18 protein-coding genes and 1 pseudogene are annotated in these 21,380 nt (G+C 64.2%); 10 read left to right on the top strand and 9 right to left on the bottom strand.

What is annotated here, in order from left to right; translation table 11 throughout:
- The first annotated feature begins 116 nt into the window (after positions 1 to 116).
- From B0G75_RS15010 to B0G75_RS14975, 8 genes and pseudogenes are all read left to right on the top strand, one after another.
- A complete protein-coding gene (locus B0G75_RS15010; RefSeq protein ID WP_181309274.1) occupies positions 117 to 1,712 on the top strand; it encodes an SH3 domain-containing C40 family peptidase in 1,596 nt (531 codons plus the stop codon).
- A gap of 129 nt (positions 1,713 to 1,841) precedes the next feature.
- Positions 1,842 to 2,309 carry a VOC family protein gene (locus B0G75_RS15005; protein ID WP_106306632.1) on the top strand — a complete coding sequence of 156 codons (468 nt, stop codon included), beginning with the start codon at positions 1,842 to 1,844 and terminating at the stop codon, positions 2,307 to 2,309.
- 36 nt (positions 2,310 to 2,345) lie between these two features.
- Positions 2,346 to 2,819, top strand: coding sequence for a VOC family protein (locus B0G75_RS15000; RefSeq protein WP_106306629.1), 474 nt, complete (start codon positions 2,346 to 2,348; stop codon positions 2,817 to 2,819).
- Between the two features lie 144 nt (positions 2,820 to 2,963).
- Positions 2,964 to 4,175: pseudogene (locus B0G75_RS14995) on the top strand (MFS transporter).
- Positions 4,176 to 4,696: 521 nt separating this feature from the next.
- Positions 4,697 to 5,179 (top strand): spore coat U domain-containing protein, encoded by a 483-nt coding sequence (locus tag B0G75_RS14990; protein WP_049869140.1) that lies wholly within the window; start codon positions 4,697 to 4,699, stop codon positions 5,177 to 5,179.
- Between the two features lie 17 nt (positions 5,180 to 5,196).
- On the top strand, positions 5,197 to 5,928 hold the full coding sequence (locus tag B0G75_RS14985; protein ID WP_106306626.1) for a molecular chaperone: 732 nt from the start codon (positions 5,197 to 5,199) through the stop codon (positions 5,926 to 5,928).
- A gap of 255 nt (positions 5,929 to 6,183) precedes the next feature.
- The gene (locus tag B0G75_RS14980; protein WP_374956899.1) at positions 6,184 to 8,658 is read left to right on the top strand and encodes a fimbria/pilus outer membrane usher protein; all 2,475 of its coding nucleotides are present in this window, start codon (positions 6,184 to 6,186) and stop codon (positions 8,656 to 8,658) included.
- 71 nt (positions 8,659 to 8,729) lie between these two features.
- A complete protein-coding gene (locus tag B0G75_RS14975) occupies positions 8,730 to 9,686 on the top strand; it encodes a spore coat U domain-containing protein (RefSeq protein WP_012432302.1) in 957 nt (318 codons plus the stop codon).
- A gap of 24 nt (positions 9,687 to 9,710) precedes the next feature.
- Here B0G75_RS14975 and B0G75_RS14970 read toward each other — a convergent pair whose 3' ends face one another.
- The 5 genes from B0G75_RS14970 to B0G75_RS14950 form a co-directional block, all read right to left on the bottom strand.
- Positions 9,711 to 10,037 (bottom strand): hypothetical protein, encoded by a 327-nt coding sequence (locus tag B0G75_RS14970; protein WP_106306620.1) that lies wholly within the window; start codon positions 10,035 to 10,037, stop codon positions 9,711 to 9,713.
- A gap of 91 nt (positions 10,038 to 10,128) precedes the next feature.
- Positions 10,129 to 10,932 (bottom strand): transglutaminase family protein, encoded by an 804-nt coding sequence (locus tag B0G75_RS14965; RefSeq protein WP_106306894.1) that lies wholly within the window; start codon positions 10,930 to 10,932, stop codon positions 10,129 to 10,131.
- Between the two features lie 172 nt (positions 10,933 to 11,104).
- Complete coding sequence (locus tag B0G75_RS14960) at positions 11,105 to 12,019, bottom strand: transglutaminase family protein (RefSeq protein WP_106306617.1); 915 nt, start codon at positions 12,017 to 12,019, stop codon at positions 11,105 to 11,107.
- A gap of 350 nt (positions 12,020 to 12,369) precedes the next feature.
- Positions 12,370 to 13,779, bottom strand: a complete 1,410-nt coding sequence (locus B0G75_RS14955) for an HdeD family acid-resistance protein (protein ID WP_106306614.1) — start codon at positions 13,777 to 13,779, stop codon at positions 12,370 to 12,372.
- A 243-nt stretch (positions 13,780 to 14,022) separates the two neighbouring features.
- On the bottom strand, positions 14,023 to 14,949 hold the full coding sequence (locus B0G75_RS14950; protein ID WP_106306611.1) for a recombination-associated protein RdgC: 927 nt from the start codon (positions 14,947 to 14,949) through the stop codon (positions 14,023 to 14,025).
- A gap of 221 nt (positions 14,950 to 15,170) precedes the next feature.
- Between B0G75_RS14950 and B0G75_RS14945 the strand changes: the two genes are divergently transcribed.
- Positions 15,171 to 15,719, top strand: coding sequence for an ester cyclase (locus B0G75_RS14945; protein ID WP_106306608.1), 549 nt, complete (start codon positions 15,171 to 15,173; stop codon positions 15,717 to 15,719).
- Positions 15,720 to 15,804: 85 nt separating this feature from the next.
- The gene (locus tag B0G75_RS14940) at positions 15,805 to 16,125 is read left to right on the top strand and encodes a hypothetical protein (RefSeq protein WP_106306605.1); all 321 of its coding nucleotides are present in this window, start codon (positions 15,805 to 15,807) and stop codon (positions 16,123 to 16,125) included.
- A 16-nt stretch (positions 16,126 to 16,141) separates the two neighbouring features.
- Here B0G75_RS14940 and B0G75_RS14935 read toward each other — a convergent pair whose 3' ends face one another.
- From B0G75_RS14935 to B0G75_RS14920, 4 genes are all read right to left on the bottom strand, one after another.
- The gene (locus B0G75_RS14935; RefSeq protein ID WP_106306602.1) at positions 16,142 to 17,401 is read right to left on the bottom strand and encodes a glycosyltransferase; all 1,260 of its coding nucleotides are present in this window, start codon (positions 17,399 to 17,401) and stop codon (positions 16,142 to 16,144) included.
- Positions 17,402 to 17,406: 5 nt separating this feature from the next.
- On the bottom strand, positions 17,407 to 18,753 hold the full coding sequence (locus B0G75_RS14930) for an O-antigen ligase (protein ID WP_106306599.1): 1,347 nt from the start codon (positions 18,751 to 18,753) through the stop codon (positions 17,407 to 17,409).
- Positions 18,753 to 19,880 carry a glycosyltransferase family 9 protein gene (locus B0G75_RS14925; protein ID WP_106306890.1) on the bottom strand — a complete coding sequence of 376 codons (1,128 nt, stop codon included), beginning with the start codon at positions 19,878 to 19,880 and terminating at the stop codon, positions 18,753 to 18,755. Before B0G75_RS14925 ends, B0G75_RS14930 begins: the two co-directional genes overlap by 1 nt.
- Before the next feature lie 345 nt (positions 19,881 to 20,225).
- Positions 20,226 to 21,302: a glycosyltransferase family 4 protein gene (locus B0G75_RS14920; RefSeq protein WP_106306596.1), complete on the bottom strand. Its 1,077-nt coding sequence runs from the start codon at positions 21,300 to 21,302 to the stop codon at positions 20,226 to 20,228.
- Positions 21,303 to 21,380: the final 78 nt, after the last annotated feature.

Below are 21,380 nucleotides of genomic sequence, written 5' to 3'. Positions count from 1 at the left end.
CCAATGGATCCATATAAGCATTATGCATGGGCGTGTACAACGCAGTGCCGCTACAACGTGCTGCACGACGCGCCGACACCGTATCATCGTGCCCTGGACCTTCTTCGCCGAACCTCATGCCCGTTGCCGTTCTATCCCGCGTTGCCGCCGTCTGGCCGAACGCCTGCCGTGCCGCCGCGCTGTGCGCCGCCCTCGCGGCGATCACCGCCTGCAGCAACCCGTCGCCGACGCACGACGCCCACGCGCCGCTCGACAACGTCACGCTGTTCCCCATCGCACACTACGATCAGAACGTCGACCACTGGCTCGAACCGGAGAGCCCGAGCTATGACCAGCCCTTCCTGAGTCCGGCGGATCAGCAGGCGCACTTCAAAGCGCTCTACGCGCGCTATTTCGGCACCGGCACTGCGGCGCCCTCGCCGTGGAATGCCAGCTACGTCACGACGCGCGTCTATCGCCAGCAAGGCGCGGACGTTGCCGCATTGCAGCAGCGGCGCATCGGCAGGTTCGATAACACCGGCAAGAGCGGCGCGGACATCGGCTACGGCGAAAATTTCCGGCCGCACGACAAGGCGTGGATCGACGCCATCGCGCAAAACATGAATGTCGCGCAGTTCACGCAGACGACCGTTTATCAGCCGCAGCGCCGCGCGATCGCCACCGGCAACCTGATGGTGCGCGAACTGCCGACCACCGATCCGTCGTTCTACGACCACCATCTGGCCGGCGAAGGCTATCCGTTCGACAACCTGCAGATCTCGGCCGTGCGTCCCGGCACGCCGCTGTATGTGCTCGGCAGCAGCGTCGACGGCGCGTGGCATTACGTGCAGACGCCCGACGTGCAGGGCTGGGTGCGCAGCGACGGCGTCGGCATGGCCGACGATCGCTTCGTCGATACATGGCGCGCTGCAACGGGCAAATCGCTCGGTGCGGTGATCGTGGCGTCCGCGCCGGTGCGCGACAGCCGCAGCGTGTTCCGCTTCGACGCGCCGGCCGGCACGCTGCTGCCGATCGTGCCCGCCAACGCCGCCCGGCCAGCGCAAGCCAAGCCCGCCGCGAGTGACATTGGCGCCGTAGCCGAGCCGGCAGCCGCGCGTCAAATACTCGTCCCGGCTCGCGACGCCGACGGCCGGGCGCTGATCCGCAGCGCCGCCCTGAGCGACGCGCAAATCGCGCCGGCGCCGCTCGCCGCCACGCCGCGCCACCTGGCGATGCTGATGAAAACGCTGATCGGCCGCCCCTACGGCTGGGGCAATAGCGGGCTCTACAACGACTGCTCGTCGGAACTGCAAAGCATTTTCGCCGCGTTCGGCGTCTGGCTGCCGCGCCATTCGTCCACGCAGATGAGCGCCGGCCGCTTGATCGACCTGTCGTCGTCCATGCCCGCGCAGCGGCTCGACTATCTGGCGCAGCACGGCGAACCGTTGCGCACGCTGATCTACATCGGCGGCCATGTGATGCTGTATATCGGCAACACCACCCGCAACGGCAGCGCGGTGCCGGTCGTCTATCAGGACGTATGGGGCTTGCGGCCCGCCGACAACAGCCGGCGCGCGGTGATTGGCGGCTCGGTGATTCTGCCGCTGTTCGAACACATTCCCGAAGACGCCACGCTGCAATCGCTCGCGGCGACGCCGACGTTCCAGATCAGCATTCTCGGCGCGCCGGCGCCGTCCGCCGCACCGCCGGACGAGGACAATGCGGCCGGTTGAGAGGCGCATCAATAAATATTTTTTCCGGAGTGTCGATTCAACGGTCATGTACTCGTCGTACTGTGGAATACCTGACTCGACGAGTCGGTGTTTCAACTCACGAACCTGTTACTTCAAGGAGTCGCCGTCATGTCCAGCAACGCTGTCAAACCGATCCCCGAGGGAATGCACTCGCTAACCCCGTATCTGATCTGCGCCAACGCCGCCGAAGCCATCGCGTTCTACACGAAAGCCTTCAACGCAGTCGAACAGGTCCGCCTGCCGGGCCCGAACGGCAAGGTCATGCACGCCACGCTGAAGATCGGCGATTCCATGCTGATGCTGACCGACGAGTGGCCCGAGCACCAGTCGTTCGGCCCGAATACCCTGAAAGGCACGCCCGTCACGATTCACCACTATGTGGAAGATGTCGACGCCAGCTTCAAGCAGGCCGTCGAGGCCGGCGCGACCGTCGTGATGCCCGTCACCGACATGTTCTGGGGCGACCGTTACGGCCAGGTGAAAGACCCGTTCGGCCATAGCTGGTCGTTGGCCACGCACAAGCGCGACCTGAGCCCGGAAGAAATCCAGAAAGCCATGATGGACTGCATGAAGTAAGGCGCGGTCCGCCCGGTGAGAAGGAGGAGAAACGTCATGCAAAAGATTGCGCCGTGCCTGTGGTTCGACGGCAATGCCGAAGAGGCCGCACGCTTCTACACGTCCGTGTTTTCCGATTCCCGCATCGCCACCACGATGCACTACACGGATGCCGGACCCGGGCCGGAGGGCGACGTGCTGGCCATCACGTTCGAGATCGAGGGCCAGGAGTTCATGGCCCTGAACGGCGGCCCGCAGTTCCCCTTCACGCCGGCGATTTCGCTGTTGGTGCACTGCAAGTCGCAGGAGGAAATCGACCGTTACTGGACGAAACTCCTCGACGGCGGCAAGGAGTGGCAATGCGGCTGGCTTCAGGACCGCTTCGGCGTCTCGTGGCAGATCGCACCCGACGTACTCGGCGAGATGCTGCGCGACCCGGACACCGTCAAGGCGAGCCGCGTGATGAAGCAGATGATGAGCATGGTCAAACTCGATATCGCGCCGCTCGAAGCGGCCTATCGTGGCGCTTGAAGTCCGCCCCTGACCGCGCGCCGGCGTCGGCGCGCGGTGAGCTTGCAGTGCGCTGAGCACTCACAGCGCAGCAAGCCGCCAAGGACGCGACAGCGCCATCTTTGATAGGATCGGTCTCGACCCATTAACGGCGAGACATGAACGGTGCGCGTCAACCATCAGGCTTTCTTCTGCTCGCTGTTCGTCGCGCGTCTCGCCGATCAGGTCCTGCTGTTTCTCGTGCCGCTCGTCGTCTTCCAGACCACGCATCAAGTCTCGTGATCGGGCCTCGCGTTCTTTATCGAAACGCTGCCGCGCTATCTGGTGTTTCCTTTCTTCGGCGCCTTGTGCGATCGCATCTCGCCGCTCAGGTTGATGCGCATCAGCCAGACGGTGCGGGCGCTGGCATGTTTCGGCGGCATACTCGCGTATGCGTTGTTCGGCGGCATCGGCTGGTTGATCGCACTCTCGGCGGTGTGCGGCGTGTTGACGAGCCAGGGCCTGGTCGCACGCGAAGTCATGCTGCCGCAAATCTTCAGCACGCAGCAGTTTCAGCGCGTGCTCGCCTACTCGCAATTGGCCGACCAGTTGGGGTTCGTGCTCGGTCCGATGCTCGCCGCACTGCTGCTCGGCTTGTGGCGTTGGGAATGGGTCGTCGGCGTAACCGGCATGCTGTTTCTCCTCGCCGACGCCGCACTGCTGCTGTGGCACCGCACCAGCGGTTTTCGCGCCGCCGAGCCGCCGCCCCCGCCGCCCGGCCACTGGACGCTGCCGTTGCGCATCGCGCTGCGTCATGTGCTGGTGCTGCCGGGCCTGAAGAAAGTCGTGCTGCTCGCCGCCGCCGAAAATCTCGTGATCGGCGTGACGCTCGCGACGTCCGCCGCCATGGTGACCGGCCTTCACGCGCAGTCGAATCACTACTATGCCGGACTGCAAACAGCCGGCGCCGTGGCCACGGTGCTGATTCTATTGACGATCGCACGCGCTGCATGGCCCGCGCGCACTTTGGGACTGGTCGCCTTCGTCTCGATCTGCGCGGGCGGCGTGATCGCCGGCGCGAGCTCGGCGCCGTGGGGCTATGCGCTCGGCTTCCTGCTGATCGTCGGCTTCGACAAGATGTTCAACGTCTACATCCGCAGCGCGCGGCAACAAATCATTCCACCACAAGACTACGGCAAGACGACCGGCGTGGTGATCCTTCTGAACAACATGACGCAGCCGCTCGCCGGCCTGCTGGTCAGCGTATTCTCGTCGCGCACGCAGACCGGGCCGCTGATCGTCATTCTTTCACTGACGATGGGCGGTATCGGTGCGGCGGTGTCGATCGGCGCAGCGCTGGTACGAAGGAGGAAGCGCGCACTGGCGCTCGGGGAGTGAAGCCGCGTTCGTCGCTCGGTGCCGTGATTCATATCGGACGCTGGGCGCGCCACTACATCGACTTTCTCGCCTACGCACGTTTCAATAGGCCAATCGAAATTTCTTAAAAAATTCGATTTGCATAATTATGCATTCGCAATTGCCACCACTCTATAGTCACGCAAAATTATCAATTAGAAAAAAATACCGCATTTAGGTAATTTCCCCGACCATCATTCAGAACAAATTTCTCGCCCCCTCCTCAAGATCCAATCACGGCGCGCCTCTTACGCGGAATTCGATATCAATTCATTACGCAATAATTTGTACGATCCAGAAAGTCTGTGTAGACTAATTTTCACCAATCCTATTGACTACTCACATAACGCGATTATCCAGCACGGCATTTTCAGTAATTCATCCCGTTATCTGGCGGGTTCGATTCTAATGACCGCGCAATGACAACCGGTGTTTCGTAGGCCCGAGAGAGAGGTAGCGTGATGAAACAAAAATTGCTGTCATCCAGCTTGATCGTCGCCTTGATGTTCGGCTTGCCTTTGCAGCTCGCGCACGCCGCGGTTTATTCGAACGGCACCGCAGTCACCACCTTTACCGTCACGCTCACGCTCAACGCCAATTGCTCGATCAGCGCCAACCCGCTGAACTTCGGCACGAACGGCGTGCTCGCCACCGCCATCAACCAGCAGACCACGGTTGCCGTGACCTGCACCAACACCACGCCGTACAACGTCGGGCTCGACGCCGGCACTGTCACCGGCTCAACCGTGACCAATCGCCTGATGGCCGGCACCGCCACCGGCAACACGTCCACTACTGTCGGCTTCCAGCTGTATCAGGACGCCGGCCACACCACGGCGTGGGGCAACACCCAAGGTACGAATACCGTCAGCGGCACCGGCACCGGGTCGGCGCAATCGATTGTGGTGTACGGTCAGGTGCCCGCGCAGACCACGCCGAAACCTGACACCTACCAGACCACCATCACCGCCACGGTCTACTTTTGACGCGTCGTGCGAGCGCCATGAGCGCGCCTCGCCGGCTCCTGGCGGCATGCGCCTGCGCGTGGTGTCTGAGTCCGACATTCGCGCACGCGGCCACGCTGCAGATTTCGCCCGTCATGGTCGACATGGCGGCCGAAGCCAACGCCACCGGCATCACGCTGAAAAACCCCGGCGAGAAGCCGCTGTTCGGTCAGGTGCGCGTGTTCCGCTGGGATCAGGCTAACGGCGACGACACCCTCACGCCGACACAGGACCTCGTCGCCAGCCCGCCGCTGATCCAGATCGCCGGCCATGCCGACCAGTTGGTGCGGCTGGTGCGCACCGCGCCAGCGCCATCCGCATCCGAGCAGGGTTATCGCGTGCTGATCGACGAGTTGCCGGAAGCCGACGCCGCGCCGACCAGCGGCGTGACGATCCGCCTTCGCTACTCGGTGCCGGTGTTCGTCGAACCGGCCGTCGACGTCGGCCAGCCCAGGCTGTCGTGGCATCTATCGCGCGGCACCGGCGGGCAAGCCTGGATGCTGCGCGTCGACAACACGGGCCGTAGGCGCGCGCAAATCGCCGCGGTGCAATTGATCGACAACGCCGGCAACGCCTACCCGATCAACAAGGGACTGCTCGGCTATGCGCTTGCCGGGCGTCAACGGCACTGGCCGATCACGCTCCCCGACAACGTCGCGCAGAACGGTCCGCTGAAGGTGCGCGCCGCTGTCAACTCTTTGCCGGCTGAAGCCAGCGTGACTGTCGAGTAAACATGCGAGGGCATAACGCAGCCGGCGAGCACACGCCGCCGGCCACGAGCGCGCCCCGGCCATGGGGAACGGACACGATCGACCGCCATTCAACCAATGAGAATGACACGACGGCGAATACGTCATGGATGGAAACCGCATGCCATCGCGCTCGCAACCACGTTGTGCATGCTGGGCATGGACCGGGCCGAAGCGCAGCCTTCACTGCAGTTCGCGGATACGGGCGTCGATGCGCGCACCGACTCGGACGTGGACATGGGCGGCCGTCACGCCGATGCCCGCGCGCCCACGCCAGCCGCCAACGTGGACAGCGCAAGGTCTGTCACAGCGAAGCCCGCGCAAGCTTCCGCTGCGGGCCGTGATCTGTATCTGGAAGTCATGCTGAACGGCCAACGCACTTCTTTGATCGCCCACTTTCGCGAAAGCGACGGCCGGCTCAGCGCGACGGCCAGGGATCTGAGCGACATCGGCGTCGCCACGGAGAAGCTCGGCGCCGCCGACACCGCCACGCTCGAACTCGACCAGATCCCTGGCCTGCGCTATCACTACGACGCCGGGCGTCAGAGCATCGACCTGCAGGTGCCCGACGCCATCCGCAAGCCATACACGTTCGACACGCGCGAACTGGCGCAGACGCCGAACGCCACTGCGTCGCGCGGCTTTCTGATCAACTACGATGCGTTCGCGCAAACCGACACCAACGCGCAGTTCGCACTGTGGAGCGAGCAACGCTACTTCGACCCGGCCGGTGTGTTGAGCAACACCGGCATTGCGTATCTATATCGCGATCTGCATCGCTACGTGCGATACGACACGTCGTGGAGCAGGTCGAATCCCGCGGCGCTCAGCACTACCCAGTTCGGCGACACCATTTCGTCATCGCTCGACTGGAGCCGCTCGATTCGCATCGGCGGGTTTCAGTGGCGCAGCAACTTCGCGCTGCGCCCCGACCTCGTAACCTTTCCCGTGCAGGCGCTGTCGGGCACGGCCGTGGTCCCGTCGGCGGTGGACCTGTATATCAACAACGTGCGCCAGTTCAGCGGCAACGTGCCGAGCGGACCGTTCATCGTCAACAACGTGCCGGGCATCACCGGCGCGGGCGAAGCCACCGTGATTACGCACGACGCGCTCGGCCGCACCATTTCGACTTCGCTGCCGCTCTACGTCGATACGCGCATGCTGGCCGCGGGCCTGTCGAGCTATTCGTTCGAAGCCGGCTTCCTGCGCCGCGCATACGGCATCGATTCGTTTTCCTACGATCCGCGTCCCGCCGTCAGCGCCACCGCGCGCCGCGGCATGAGCGACACGCTGACGCTGGAAGGCCATGCGGAAGCGACCGGCGGACTCGCCAATGCGGGCGCCGGCGCGCTGGTGCGCATAGGCATGGCGGGTGTGATCAATGGCTCGGTGTCGGGGAGCGCGGGTAAGCTGAACGGCATCCAACTCGGTCTCGGCTATCAACTGATCGAGCCACACTTCTCGATCGACGCACAGACCTTGCGCGTGTACGGCAACTACGGCGACCTCGCCGCGCGCGACGGCACACCCGTGCCCACCGCCACCGACCGCGTCACGCTGGCGTTGCCCTTCTTCAGCCGCCAGACGCTGTCGCTCAGCTACATCGGCTACCGTTATCCCGGCGTGCCGGCGTCGCGCATCGGCTCGCTGTCGTACACGCTCAACTTCGGCAATCTCGCCTCGCTCACGCTCAGCACCTACAAAGACTTTCTGCAGCACAACGCGCAAGGCGTGTTTCTGACCGCGAGTTTCGGGCTCGGCAACAACACCGCGATCAACGCGAGCGTGGGCCGCCAGAACGGCCAGTCCACCTACAACGTCAACGCGCAGCGTCCACCCGATTACGCCGGCGGCTGGGGTTGGGGCGTGCAGGCGGGCGGCTCCGGCGCGGTGCCGTACCGTCAGGCGCAGGCGCAATATCTCGGCAGATATGGCCAGGTGACGGCACTTGCGCAGGACATCGACCGGCATGCGGGCGCCTCGCTCGACGTCACCGGCGCGATCGTGCTGATGGACCGCACCGTGCAACCGGCGCGCCGGATCGACGACGGCTTCGCGCTGGTTTCCACCGACGGCGTGGCGAGTGTGCCGGTGCTGCACGAGAACCGCGTGATCGGTACGACCGACCGCGGTGGGCATCTGCTGATTCCCGATCTGAACGCGTACCAGCACAACCAGGTGGGGATCGACAGCATGAATCTGCCCGCCGACGCGCGTATCGCCACGACCGCGATGGACCTCGTGCCGAAGTCGCGTGCCGGCGTGCTGGCGAGCTTCCGCGTGTCGCGCTATAGCGCGGCCTCGGTGATTCTGTGCAGCGCCGACGGCCACCTGATGCCGCCGGGCACGCGCGTGCACCACGTGGAAAGCGGGGTGGACACGATCGTCGGCTACGACGGCCTGACTTTCATCGAGAACCTGCAGCACGACAATCATCTGGAAGTCGAGAACGGCTCCGCGACGTGTAGCGTCGAATTCATCTACGAGCGCCCTGCTAACGGCTCGTTGCCGACCATCGGACCGCTGACCTGCGGCGCGCGTGGTTCCAACGCGGCAGCGGATGCAATGTCGGCCGCTGCGACGAATGCAGCGATGAATGCAGCAGCGAATGCAGCAGCTAATGCAGCGGCAACCGCAGCAATGAACGCTACAGCGAATGCAGCGGCGAATGCAGTCACGGATGCCGCGACAAACGTGAAGGCAGCGCGATGAGGCGGTCTCTTTTTGCCCTTCCTGCAACGCGTTCTGCTCGACAGCCTGCTGCCGCACGCAAGAGCAGCGCAATGAAACGGCTCCTGCTGCTCCTCGCACTATGCGCCCTGCTCGGCATCATGCCTCGCCACGTTAGCGCGCAGACCTGCACGGCGAGTCCGTCGGCGCTAAGCTTCGGCAACGTGAGCCCCATCAGCCTCAGCGCCGTGGCCGCAACCGGCAGCGTCACGGTGCAATGCACGTGGCCCGCAGTCACGCTGACGCCGAGTGTGCAGGTGTGCCTGAACATGGGCGGCACGACGCCGCGCCATCTGAGCGCCGGCAGCAACCAGCTGCAATACGATCTGTACCAGGACGCGGCGCATTCGCTCGCATGGGGCTCGAGCACGCTCGGCACGACGCCGATATCGCTGACGCTGGAGAAACCGGTGAGCGGCACGACCGCCTCGGCGACGGTCAATTTCTACGGCCAGATCGCCGCCAATCAGCCGGCCGTGCCGACCACAGGTAACAGCAGCACCAGTTATTCGCAGACGTTGAGCCAAACCTCTCTGACCTACGCCTTCTTTCTGCTGCTCGGGCCGACATGCGCCTCGCTGACGACGAGCGCCGGCAGCTTCGGTTTCACCGTCAACGCAACGGTCGTCAACAACTGCCTGATCAGCGCGACGAACATCGCGTTCACGTCGACGGGCGTGCTCAGCTCCGCACTCAACGCGACTGGCGCGATCACGGCGCGCTGCACCAACGGCGACGCGTACCGGATCGCGCTCAGCAGCGGCTCGAGCGGCAACGTCGCGGCCCGGCAGATGCAGCGCTCAGGCGGCGGCGGCACGGTGAATTACCAGCTCTACACGGATTCAGGCCACACGAGCGCCTGGGGTGACGGCACGGCCGGCACCACGATGGCCACCGGCACGGGTAGCGGCAATGCCCTATCGATCAACGTGTATGGCCGCGTGCCGGCACAGAGCACACCCATGCCGGGCAGCTACAGCGACACGATCACCGCGACGATCACTTTCTGAGGAAAGCCCGATGCGAGGAAACCACTAGAAGTTGACGGTCCAGACGGTGTGTTGCGTGTCGTGGGTGGCGACGAATTCGACTGGCTGCGTCGCGTTGCGTGCCGTGTCGGCTGGCGTGCCGGGATCGAACCCGGCCTGCGTGATCTGGAACGGCGCCCCGTGGATACAGGACACCTCCGGCTGATTCGCCGTACTGATCTGCGCGTCGGCGGACTGCACGAGGCAGGCTTCCTGCACGGTCAAACTTACCGGGATCGAAGCGAGCTCCAACGGCGCAGCCTGCAAAGCATGCACCGACGGCATGGCGAGCAGAATGACTGCGGACGTAGCGGCTAAAGTGCGGAACATCATGCTGTTGACAGATCAGTTCGTGAAGCGGGTGTGGATGCCGAACATGTCGGCATTTCACGTCTGAAACTTTAGATCTTTATCCGCCACGCAGCTACACAGCCTCGCACACCACCGCGAATTTCAACAGCTGCGTGGGCCCGAACGCATTGCTGAGCGCCACGTCGGCCGCGTCGCGTCCTCGCGCCATCAGCACACGCCCCGTGCGCGGCGCGTTGTTGCGCGGATCGAACGTTTGCCAGCATCCGCCGACATAGGCTTCGAACCACGCGGCGAAATCCATCGGGGCGTACGGCGGCGGCAGGCCGACGTCGCTGATATAACCCGTGCAATAACGCGCCGGAATATTCATGGCCCGGCATAGCGCCACGGCCAGATGCGCGAAGTCACGGCACACGCCTTTGCGCTCCTGCCAGGCCTGCCACGCGGTCTTGGTCGAACGCGCAAAGTCGTAGCCGAACACGATGTGGTCGTGCACGTAGTTGCAGATCGCATCCACGCGCCCGCGGCCGAGCGGCAGCTTGCCGAAGGTCTGCCACGCGAATTCGGAGAGCAGATCGGTTTCGCAATAGCGGCTGCCGAGCAGAAAGACCAGCGTGTCGTCGGGCAGCATTTCCACCGGATGCTGTTCGGTGTACGGCGGCCGCATCTCCGGCTCGGACGATACTTCAAGCACCGCGCTCGTCGAAAAGGAAATCTTTCCCGGCGGCGCCACCAGCCGGCTGCACAGATTGCCGAACGAGTCGCGATACTGGCTGATCGGCACCGGCGGATCGACCACCAGCAAATCGGGATTCAGCACTTCTTTCGCATGCGAATAGTGGGTGTTCAACATCAGCATCATCGGCGTCGGTTGCACGCACTCATAGACCAGCTCGTAGCCAACGCGCAATTTCATCGCGGCGCCCTCTTCCAGTTGAAACATTCAATTGACGCGCACGGCGAGCCGCCTCAAGCGCCACTCCCCGCAAACACGTTTCGATTCGACACGCCGTGACTTTCGGCGCGCGTTCATTCGCTCCCGATCGCCCTTACTCGCCCTTGCTCCCCTTATTCGCCTTGCTTCGCCGTCATTCGCCTTCGGTCACGCTCACGTCCACCTGCAAACCGCGAAACGAATGCGGCGCGCCATGCCATGTGCCCCACAAGGGCAGCGCCTGATCGGCGTTCCACGCCACCGCCACGCGAATCAGATGGCGATTGCCGACGATGCTATTGGTCGGATCGAAATCGACCCAGCCGGCGCCCGGCAAATAGATCTGCAACCACGCGTGCGTCGCGCCGCCGCCTTGCGTCGCGTCGTGCTCGGGCACGAATATGTAGCCGCTCACGAAGCGCGCCGCGAGGCCGAGCGAGCGCACCGCGTCCATCATCAGCACGGCAAAATCGCGGCAACTGCCGCTGCGGCTGCGCAACGTGTCGCCGGGACGGTTCACGCCTTTTTCCGTGCGCCGCACATAGAAAAACGTGCTCTTGATTTCGAGCGTCATGGCGCGCAGGAGCGCCATCGTGCCACTGCTCGCGGCGCCGCGTTTGCTGCCTGCAGCGCTCTTCGCAGCGACACCCGCGGCCGGCGCGAAACGGCGCGCCCATTCGTCCACGTCGCTGTCCGGATACTGACGGCTGCGCGCGTTCACGAGATCGGAAGCTTCCTCGTTGGTGTAGGCGAACGGCCAGTTCACCGCATACGGTTCGAGCGCGTAATCGGGCATCGGCGCTTCGAAGTGTTCGAGTGTCACTTCGCTGTCGAAGCGCAATTCGCTCGCCTTGTCCGCGAAACTCGCGACCGCCACCGAGTTGTCGAACACGTCGTGCAGCCAATGCAGCCGCGACGGCACGGGCGTGATCACCAGCTTGTTGGTGACAAGACGCAAATCGTGGCTCGCGCGCGGCCGGAACATCATGCGATGTTCGCCGAAGCGCACGGGTTCCGAGTAACGGTAGACGCTGACGTGGCGCACCGTGAAACGCTGCGGCTCATTCATCCGGCCGCCAGATGGATGCTGCCGGGTTCATCCTGTCCATCGCGTTCACGCTTGTAAAGAAGCCGCGGCCACAGCGGGCAAAAAGCGCGCAGCGCGGTTTTAATCCTCAATGAGCCACGGCCGGGTTGCGGTGTGGTCGAGTGCTCTCAAACAGAAACTGACGGGTTGAGCATACACCCGCCATATTGGTTGAAGACACTCATTTGACTGCGGCGTCGCGCGTTCGGAGTTATCAACAGAATCTGTTCAAAAATCTGTGCATAACTGTTCGGCAAAAACTGCAACCCGTTGATGCGGTTGCCATTTCTACCGCAACGTCTAAGTTGGGCAGCACGCGTACCTGGCGCACGTCATTCGCGCACCGTGCCGCGCGCCGCGTCGTCGGCAACGTGCGCGTGACGGGCCTCTTCCCGCCATTGCTGACGCGAGCGAACCATTCTGCGCACCGCGAGCCGCGCCATCTTGGCCCAGCCCGAAGGCCGCGGGTCGGCCAGCATGCTCAGCGCTCGCGCGTAGTCGAGCGTGAGGCCGGGTGTCCATGCCATCGTCGCGGCGCGCTTGCGCACTTGCGCGGCGACCCACAGTTCCGGCGTAGAGATCACGCGCAGAAACGGCTGCCAGCCGCCGAGATTGCCCCACACGCGCGACGAGGCGCCTTCGATCGCCGCTTCCAATGCGCGCGAGACACTGCTCGAACAGTTGCGATGCGTGAGGTTGTAGGTCGTGTTCTGTCGATATGTTTCCCAGAAGCGGCCCAGGCGGACCGGATCGTAGTTGCGGATGCGCACCTGAACCGTCGACGGACACCACGCCTTCGATTCAGTCGGGTAATCGGGCTGGAATAGCCCCGGCACGTCGTTCTCGCGCGTGGCACGCAGAAGCCGCGCGAAATCGTCCGGCGAACGATCGATCTCGACGCCCGGATACAGGCTGATATAGACGCCCTCGGGCGATTCGAGCGCGGCATGCCCGGTCGATATCACGCCGTTGCGATCCACCGCCGCGATATAGCGGTCCACGATCAATTGCCGGCGCGCTTCGCCCTTGGCAGAGCCGACCGGCGTCCACACATGCACGGTCAACGCGGCTTCGTCGGCGGCGGGCGGGCCGTCCCACTCGTGCGCAATCACACGGCTCGCGGCCAGCGCGCTCGCGGCGGCAATGCCGGCGTCCGCCGCGGAATCGCCCGTGGCGACCGCGGGGTTCGACGCGAGCCGCCGCACTCGAGCGCTCAGCAGGATCATGTTCCATCCGCCAAAGATCAGGCCGAGTCCGACACAGTACGGCACCGTGCCCACGTAGTGCGTCGGATAGGGTTGATAGAAGAAAATCGCCAGCGCGATTTCGACGGCGCCGCCGATCATCGCAAGCCGCCATGTGCGAAAGCGGACCACTTTCGCCGCGACGATCTGCAAGAGGCCATCGGCGAAAAAGAGCGTGCCGAAGATCATCGACAGAATGAAATTGCCGTGCTCGTGGCCGATCAGAATCAGCGCCGCCGCGGTGGTGAACGCGATGCCCTTCACATAGCGCAGCGTGCGCTGCCCGCCCATGCCGGTCCAGGCGACGGCCAGCGTGGCAAGGCCTTCGAGCAGCAGCAACGAGACGAACGGGGTGATGGGAAAATAGAGCGCGCTATCGAGCGCGTCGATGAATACGAAGACACCGAGCAGAAAACTGATGCAACCGACAATCCGCAACGAGCGCCAGCGCGTGCGCAGATAATCGACGCCCAACAGAATCATGACCAGACGAACCATTGCAAGTCCTCCGTGACAGATGCGTTCTGCTGAGCGCCATCTTAACCAGTTTCGCGGTGCGGGCATGCGAGGCTCCGGCGTGACCCACGAAGCGACAGCGCACATTCACCACGCCTCGCTCGAGTATCTTTGTGCCGCTCACGCCGATGCGCTTTCGTGCTTAGATCGTACGGCCATGAAAAAGGCCGGCGCGGAAATGACTTTCACGCGCCGGCCTGCAACGAACATAAAACCAGAAGCTGCTTACGCCGCCTTGGCTTGCGGCATGGCTTCGCCGCCCTGCTCGCCACCCAACGCATCGAGCAGATCGCTCAGCATGCGGTCGAGTTCGGCGGTCATCAGCGTGACGTCGGAGTCGAAGCGTTCGTCGTCGTTTTGCGCGGTGGGATCGCTGGCTTCCTTCAGCACGTCGAGCGGCGCGATACGCTTGATCGTCAGCGAAGGCGTCAGCACGAACGACACGCGATCGTTCCACGTCATCGCAAGCCGCATGCATTGCTTGCCGGCTTCGATATGACGGCGCATATCTTCGGCATCCAAAGTATGTCCGACATAGCGCACTGTGGCGTTGCCTTCGGTGGGCGAGCGCAACTCGGTGTCCTGGTCGAGTGTGAAGCCGGCGGGGCCCTCGCCTGAGAGCAGCCATTCGGTCATGGCCGCGACCGGCGAGTGCGTGACGCGCACCGTGCCGAGCGGCAATTGATCGATCGACTTGACCAGCAGGCCGCGCACTTCATCGGCGACCGCTTGCGAAGCCGCGTCGATCACGAGCCAGCCGTTCTTGCAATCGATCCACACGCGCGTGTCGCGGCGAATGCTGAAAGCGCGCGGCAACAGTTCGTCGGTGACCTGTTCCTTGAGTTCGCGCATCTGCTTACGGCCGGGTTTGAAGCCCTGCTGATCCTCGAGCTCGAGCGCGCGTTCCTTGGTCACCTGCGTGACGACCGAGGCCGGCAGCAGTTTCTTTTCGGCGCGAAACACCAGCAACATCTGGCCATTGAGCGAGTACACCAGCGAGTCGTTATCACGCGGCGATGCCCAGCCATGGCTTTGCATCTCGACGCTATTGCCGGGCGCGAACGCGTGCGGCGCGAGCCACTTCTGCATCTGTTCCGGGGTGACGGACCACGGAGCGGGAAGACGGTGAAGCTGAAGGTTTTTGAACCACATGGGCAGTGTCGTGTACGGGCAAAGCGCACCATTCTATCTGACGACAGACGTCGCGCGGGCGGCTGGAAGGACTCTGTTACTTCGTCGCCCGAGCGTTCGCGGCGCGGTCGTCATTTTCAAATAAAACCCGAAAATCCTTTAGCCGACAAACCGATTATCAAATGCGGTCTTACGCTGGAGAATGCGCTTCATCCACCTCAACCCTTTGTCTGGAGCGCGCCATGTCCACCTCTTCTCTCTCCCGGATCACCCGTCATATGCTGGTCGCCGCGAGCCTCGCCGGCGCCTTGAACGCCCACGCCGCAAGCGACGCCGACCTGCCCGTGCCGCACCACGTCGCTGTCGCGTCGAACTCGGCGGAAAGCGCCGAAGTCGTGCGGACCGCCCGCTGCTACGCCGCCTTCTGGAACACCGGCGACGAAGCCTACGCGAAGCTCGCACTGTCGCCCGCCTTCATCGACCGCACCTTGCCGGATGGACGCCCGCAGGGTCCAGACGGTCCGCTGCAGGCGTCGAAGGGTTTTCGCGCGGCGGTGCCCGACCTGCACGCGGAAATCGACGACCTCGTGGTAGCCGGCGATCGCGCCTCGGTTCATCTGCATTTCCATGGCCATTTCACCGGGCAATTCCAGGACCTCAAAGGCAGCGGCCAGACCGTCGACTTCCAGGCCTTCGATCTGTATCGCGTGAAAGACGGCCGCATCGTCGAAAACTGGCACCTCGAAGACAACCTGGCGCTGCTCAAGCAAGTCGGCGCCATCAAGCCGTAGTGGTTTAGCCGTAGCCGTTTTGAGCGCGCTTCACGTTGAAATCACCTAGACTTTTTGACAAGCACGTGACGAGACGGAGGCGGCCATGGCCGATCAAACCGCAGCCTGGCAGATGGTGGAATACGAGGGATTCGAGATTCACGTAGCGCCGTTTCTGAAGAACCCACGGAGCGAAGGGCATACGCCGACCGCGGCGAATCAGCGCTACACGTATATTGGCTACGTTTGTCATCCGGGCGCGGACCCGGCCATTCCCGGCCGGGCGGTGCCGTTTCATCCCGACGGCGAAGAGAGCTTCGCGGGCGAGGACGAAGCCGTCTATGAAGCCGTGCATGTGGGCCGCAGCATCGTGGACGGCACGCATCCAGACTTGACGGTGTTGCCGCTGGTGACCGGCGGCGTGTGAACCCTGGGCTTGCGCTTCAGCGAGGCTCGAGCACGCCCGACGGCGAGCCCTGCTTCGCCAGCAGGCGCAACGCCAGTTCCAGCATCCGCTGATTGGCGCGCGGAGGCGTGAAGGTCTCGACCTTTTGCAGCGCGGCTTGCGCGACGCTGCGGCGCAGTTCGGTGTCCGTCAGCAGGCGTTCCATGGCGAGCGCCATGGCGTCCACGTCGCCGACCGGCACCAGCAGGCCGGCCTTGCCACCTTCCAGCATGTCTCGCGGACCGGTCGGGCAATCCGTCGACAGCACCGGCGTGCCGAGCGCCATCGCCTCGCCGAGCACCACGGCGCAACCCTCGTAGCGGCTGCTCAGGACGAGCATTTCTGCCTGCCGGATATAGGGCAGCGGGTTCGCACAGAAGCCAAGAAACTGCACCGATGCGCCGATCCCCAGTTGGTCAGCGAGTTGCTCCAACTCGCCTCGGTCGCGCCCGTCGCCGATCAGGACGAGCGCCGCCTCGCAGCGTCCGCGCTCGCGCAACTGGGCGTAAGCTCGCAACAAGGTCTTGTGGTCCTTCTGACCTTCGTCCAGACGCGCCACGGAAACGATGAATGACTCAGCTGGGCGTTTGATCTCCGCGCGCGCCGCGGAGCGCAGCGCGTCGACGTCGATCACATTCGGCAACTCGACAATGTCCATGTCCACGCCGGTTGTCGAAAAGAGTTCCCGCGCCTCGTGCAGCATGGCGGGGATCAGCACGGTGATCGCCGAATAACGCGCGTAATGCCTCACACGCCGCGCGATGTATCGCGCGCTCTTGCTGCCAAGCCGTGCCGCGAGGCTGAAATGGTTCACGCCGAACCAGGGCACATTGCAACTGCCCGCCATATGGCGCAGCGAAAAATCGAAATCGCAGACCAGATCGTGTTGCTTGACCACATGCCGCATACGCAGCGCCAGCAGCGGCCGGATCGCGCCGTAGGTCAACAGCTTGTGCAATAACTTCTCGCCTGTGCCCAGCTTGCGCCGGCGCGCCGCCTGATGCAGCGCGTACATCCATTTCGACGAGGCGAGTACGTGGACGGGAACGTCTTCGGGAATCGACTGTGCGCGCCAGAACGTCAGGTCGTCGGTCGGATACGCCACCGACAGGCTCGGCGCGAACTGGCGCCGGTCGAGCGTCTTCAGCCAGGAGAGCAACGCGGTCTCGGTGCCGCCTTTGCCGAAATCGTTGATATGAAACAGGATGCGCAGCGGGGTACGGTCAGCTTCAGTAGAGTGAGGATTCACGTTTGTCATCTCGGTTATTCGCCCAACTCCGCCGTTGGCGCTTCGCGCCGCTGTTCACTGCGCGCAACCGTGGATTGCCCACGTGCAGTCCCGCTCGATGCTGCGCCCGGCGCGCGAGCCTGTTCCGCGCAGCCTAGCAGCAGGCCCGCAAAAGCCCAGAATGCGAGCATGGTGGTCTGCCACATGAAGTCGTCGGTCGAATTTTTCGCGATCATGCCGGCCACCAGCGCGATGCCCGCAGCGCACAGCCAGGGCTTGACATGCCGCAGCCGCCAGAAACGCAGGACGAGGCACAGCAACAGCACGGTCTGCAGCACGACGCCGACGAATCCCGTCTGCAACCACGTGTTGATGAACAGATTGTGCGCATGCGTCAGTGCCTGCGGTTCGACCGCCAGCAAACTGGCCGGCATTTCGCTGCGATAGACGATACCCGGCAGCGGCTTGCCGAAGCCCACGCCGACCCACGCGTGGCGCTCGGCCTCGCGGATATAAAACGCCCATAGCTTCGGACGCGTGTCGGCGGATACCGTGTCGCCTATCGCGGAGAGCGAACCTGGCACATAGACCTGATGACCTTCGATCGCCAGATCGTGCGGCTGCTGCACGGAAGGAGGCAGAGCGGCCGTGCGCAGACGGGAACTCAGCTCAAGCGTGCCGACGCCGGCCGCGCCCACCACGGCGATGACCAGCAACGCCAGCGGCAGACGCCGCCGGTACAGCGGGAATAGTGCGACCAACAGCGTCGCGGCGGCCGCCGGCCAGAAGAACCGGTTGAGCGTTGCGAGGCCAATGAAGAGGCACAGCACGATACCGCTCGCGCCGATCACGCGCCAACGCGGCCGCAGCATGAAGCCCGCGAACAGCGTCATGGCAAATACCGCGAGCGTGCTCGTGTGGCCGACGCGGTGATAGAAATGCATGGGGAAGGTGTTGGCGGTGGGCGGCTGCAAATGCCCCCAGTTGAGCGCGCTGATCACGGCGACCGCCAGGCAGGCGATCCAGTTGGCGGCCACCACGGGCTCGGGCCGCCGCAGCTGCGTGCCGAATAGCCAGAAGCCCCAGAACGACACCAGCGGATAGAGCACTTCGTCGCACCACGCGTGCAGACTGATCATCGGATACATGGACCACGCGACCGAGGCGAGGCTCCAGCCGGCCCAGCCCGCGATGGGCAGCGCCAGTGGCCAGCGCCACAGCGGGGGCCGCTCCGGCGACCAGGCCGCCGCCGCCACGCCGAGCGCCATCAGGGCGAGCGCGTTGAAGACGATCGCCGTCATGTGGCCGAACATGACCACGAACAGAATGACCGGACAGGCAACCCAGAACACGCGCTCCACTCGCGCAGCCGTGTGAGTCATTACACTTTCACCAGAACATTTTGCAATGCGTTGTATACCGACTCGACCGACAGCCGGCCCATACAGTCGGCATGGTCGCCGCGCCACGCGACGCAGGTCGTCTCGTTGCGATCACAGCGTCGCACCCATGCTACCTCCCGGCGGAAAATAAAAGGCTGATCGCGGCACGGCATGTCGGCGATCGTAATCGGCACGAAGGGCACCTCGCGCCAATAGCGGCCCGCGCCGTGAATCAGCGCGTTGCCCGGCCCGAACAGCGCGAGGGTGGGCACCCCAATCAGACGCCCCAGATGCGCGACGCCGGTATCGGGACAAACCACGGCTTGCGCGCCGGCAAACAGATGCCATAACTCGCCGAGACCGAGCCGCGCCGCCAGGTTCGGATGATGCGGGTCCGGGTCGATCGCGCGAATCAGTTCCGCTTCGCCCGGACCGCCGGTCCATACCGGCAGATAGCCGAGTGCTTCGACGCGTTGCGCAAGCTCGCGCCAGCGCGCGTTGGGCCAACGTTTGACGCTCGTGCTCGCGCCCGGATGCAGCACGACGTAAGGCTTTGTCAGCAGCGAGGCCTCGGGCAACGCCGCGTACTGCGGAGCGCTCCAGTCGGCCGGGCGATAAGCGCGCGGCGGCGGCCCGTCGATCAGCTCGGTGGCGAGGTCGGCCCAGGCCGCCGCCGTGTCGGGATACGGCAGGCTGCGGTTGAGTGGCCAGTTTTTCCAGGCCGGCCGATCGCCCGAGTGCCCGACGATCCAGCGGCAGCCCGCGCCCAACGCTAGCCAGCTGTGACGATTGTCGCCGAGCACCATGCCGAGGTCGTAAGGTCCGGAAAGCAAAACGTTTCGCACGGACTTCGAATCACGCGGATCGAACGGCAAGGCCGTGACGTCGAAAGGCCGGCCGGCATACAGCGGCACGATCGCCTTCGGACAGGCAAGAACGATCTGCGCCTGGGGGTATTGCTCGCGCAGTTTGGCGAGCAACGGCGTGAGCAGCAGCGTGTCGCCCAGCAATAGATGATGCGCAATCAGGATACGGCGCGGGTGCCGTGGCTCGCGGCGCAATGGCTTGATCAGCAGTTGCGGGATGGCCCGCGCAAAAATACGAAGACGCCCGGCAAGCCGACTCATAGGCTCATCGGCGCGTGGGTTCCCGCCGCGATCTTGCTGTACGCCGATACCCGGCGTGAGGTCGCGTTCGCCATGCACAATCTCCAGCGGTATTCTTCCCGAAGGCCTCCAGTGCAGCGGCGACGGCCCCGTCACAGCGGGCTGGCGCAACTCGGACGCGGCGCCTCTCGCCCGCCGCCTGTCCAGGCCGGCATGGAAAGCTCGATGAAATAAATGGGGTGTTCGGCTCGAATTGAGTTCGAGCATTGATAGCGCAAAATTATAACATGTGGCCCTGCCGCCGAACGACGCAAAACCGCGCCAGCAGGGCCGCCCGCGCCTTACTCGGCAACCCTGCGGCGGCTCCTAGCGCGCGGCGTCGATCTGCCGCGCCAGCGTCAACAGCGCGCTTGCGTGAGCGGCCACGCTTGCGTCGTAAAACACCGCGTCGCGGGCAAGTTCGGACGGCGCGCGACGCGTGCCATCGCGATGCGCGCGCACCGCCCGCTCGAGGGTGGCGCGCAGGTCGGCGAGGTCGTGCGGCGCGAAAACGAACTTCGCGTGCGGCGCGATCGCGTCGCAGCAGCCGATGCTCGACGGAAAAATAACCGGCGTGCCGCACATCACCGATTCGATGCCGACCAGGCCGAACGGCTCATACGTCGATGCGAGGATCGTGAAGTCCGCGGCCTGATAGCACTCCGCGAGCTCTTTCACATAGCCGATGTAGCGCAGCCGTTCGGATGTGTGAGCGGGCGGCCGCCCCGCCACGGCCACCACCACGGGCAGCGACGTGTCACGCAGCGCGGCTTCGATGAGCGGCAAGCCCTTGCGCTCATGGCTGCTAGACGGAAACAGCAGGACGATTTCGTTGTCGGCGAAACCATATTTATGGCGTAAGGCGGCGCGTGTGGCGGCGTCGGTCGGCGCGAAGCGTGTGGCATCGACGGGGGGATACAGCACGCGGATCTTCGCTTCGTCGACGTCGTATAGTTCGCGCAGTTCGTCGTGCATCAACTGTGAATGCGCCACCACGACTTTCGAGCGCTCGTACTGGCGGCGCTCCAGCGCGATCTGCCAATCGTCCGAGCGCTTCCGCTCGCGGCCCGTGGCCTGTAAGAAGCCGAGATGCGTGCCGCCGCAAATCGCCAACTCCGACGAATCGACACGGTTGCAGCCGATCAGCACATCGACCTGCGCCGTGCGCCGCGCCGCCCGCAAGCGCCACGAAAACCAGCGATCGCGCAGCTTGCCCGGCAGGAACGAGACGTTGATACGGTGCGGCTCGACCAGCTTGAATTCGGGCAACGACGCGTCGAAACGGCGCGCGAAGAAAGCCGGCTCGACGCCGAGCGCAGCGAAGCCACGCACCAGATCCATGGCGTAGCGCTCGAGCCCGCCGCTGTGCCGCAGGGCGTTACTGGAGAGTCCAAGTTTCTTCATTCAGACAGCGCGCGCCTGCGCCTCGTCAAATATTAAGGGGGAAGTCATGCGCGGTCCGGCTGACGGACCGCGTGAATG

Origin of the sequence: Paraburkholderia sp. BL18I3N2 (assembly GCF_003001875.1) — a bacterium.
GTDB classification, from domain to species: domain Bacteria; phylum Pseudomonadota; class Gammaproteobacteria; order Burkholderiales; family Burkholderiaceae; genus Paraburkholderia; species Paraburkholderia phytofirmans.
Note: the sequence above shows the minus strand (reverse complement) of the source record. Positions and strands in the feature narration are given on the sequence as shown.

Excerpts from the sequence above, each read along its gene's own strand:
- B0G75_RS14935 (WP_106306602.1), bottom strand. The coding sequence starts at position 17,401 with ATGACAAACGTGAATCCTCACTCTACTGAAGCTGACCGTACCCCGCTG.
- B0G75_RS15010 (WP_181309274.1), top strand. The coding sequence starts at position 117 with ATGCCCGTTGCCGTTCTATCCCGCGTTGCCGCCGTCTGGCCGAACGCC.
- B0G75_RS14945 (WP_106306608.1), top strand. The coding sequence starts at position 15,171 with ATGTCCACCTCTTCTCTCTCCCGGATCACCCGTCATATGCTGGTCGCC.
- B0G75_RS14930 (WP_106306599.1), bottom strand. The coding sequence starts at position 18,753 with ATGACTCACACGGCTGCGCGAGTGGAGCGCGTGTTCTGGGTTGCCTGT.
- B0G75_RS14990 (WP_049869140.1), top strand. The coding sequence starts at position 4,697 with ATGTTCGGCTTGCCTTTGCAGCTCGCGCACGCCGCGGTTTATTCGAAC.
- B0G75_RS14920 (WP_106306596.1), bottom strand. The coding sequence starts at position 21,302 with ATGAAGAAACTTGGACTCTCCAGTAACGCCCTGCGGCACAGCGGCGGG.
- B0G75_RS14955 (WP_106306614.1), bottom strand. The coding sequence starts at position 13,779 with ATGGTTCGTCTGGTCATGATTCTGTTGGGCGTCGATTATCTGCGCACG.
- B0G75_RS14960 (WP_106306617.1), bottom strand. The coding sequence starts at position 12,019 with ATGAATGAGCCGCAGCGTTTCACGGTGCGCCACGTCAGCGTCTACCGT.
- B0G75_RS15005 (WP_106306632.1), top strand. The coding sequence starts at position 1,842 with ATGTCCAGCAACGCTGTCAAACCGATCCCCGAGGGAATGCACTCGCTA.
- B0G75_RS14975 (WP_012432302.1), top strand. The coding sequence starts at position 8,730 with ATGAAACGGCTCCTGCTGCTCCTCGCACTATGCGCCCTGCTCGGCATC.
- B0G75_RS14970 (WP_106306620.1), bottom strand. The coding sequence starts at position 10,037 with ATGATGTTCCGCACTTTAGCCGCTACGTCCGCAGTCATTCTGCTCGCC.
- B0G75_RS14940 (WP_106306605.1), top strand. The coding sequence starts at position 15,805 with ATGGCCGATCAAACCGCAGCCTGGCAGATGGTGGAATACGAGGGATTC.
- B0G75_RS15000 (WP_106306629.1), top strand. The coding sequence starts at position 2,346 with ATGCAAAAGATTGCGCCGTGCCTGTGGTTCGACGGCAATGCCGAAGAG.
- B0G75_RS14985 (WP_106306626.1), top strand. The coding sequence starts at position 5,197 with ATGAGCGCGCCTCGCCGGCTCCTGGCGGCATGCGCCTGCGCGTGGTGT.
- B0G75_RS14980 (WP_374956899.1), top strand. The coding sequence starts at position 6,184 with ATGGGCGGCCGTCACGCCGATGCCCGCGCGCCCACGCCAGCCGCCAAC.
- B0G75_RS14925 (WP_106306890.1), bottom strand. The coding sequence starts at position 19,880 with ATGAGTCGGCTTGCCGGGCGTCTTCGTATTTTTGCGCGGGCCATCCCG.
- B0G75_RS14965 (WP_106306894.1), bottom strand. The coding sequence starts at position 10,932 with ATGAAATTGCGCGTTGGCTACGAGCTGGTCTATGAGTGCGTGCAACCG.
- B0G75_RS14950 (WP_106306611.1), bottom strand. The coding sequence starts at position 14,949 with ATGTGGTTCAAAAACCTTCAGCTTCACCGTCTTCCCGCTCCGTGGTCC.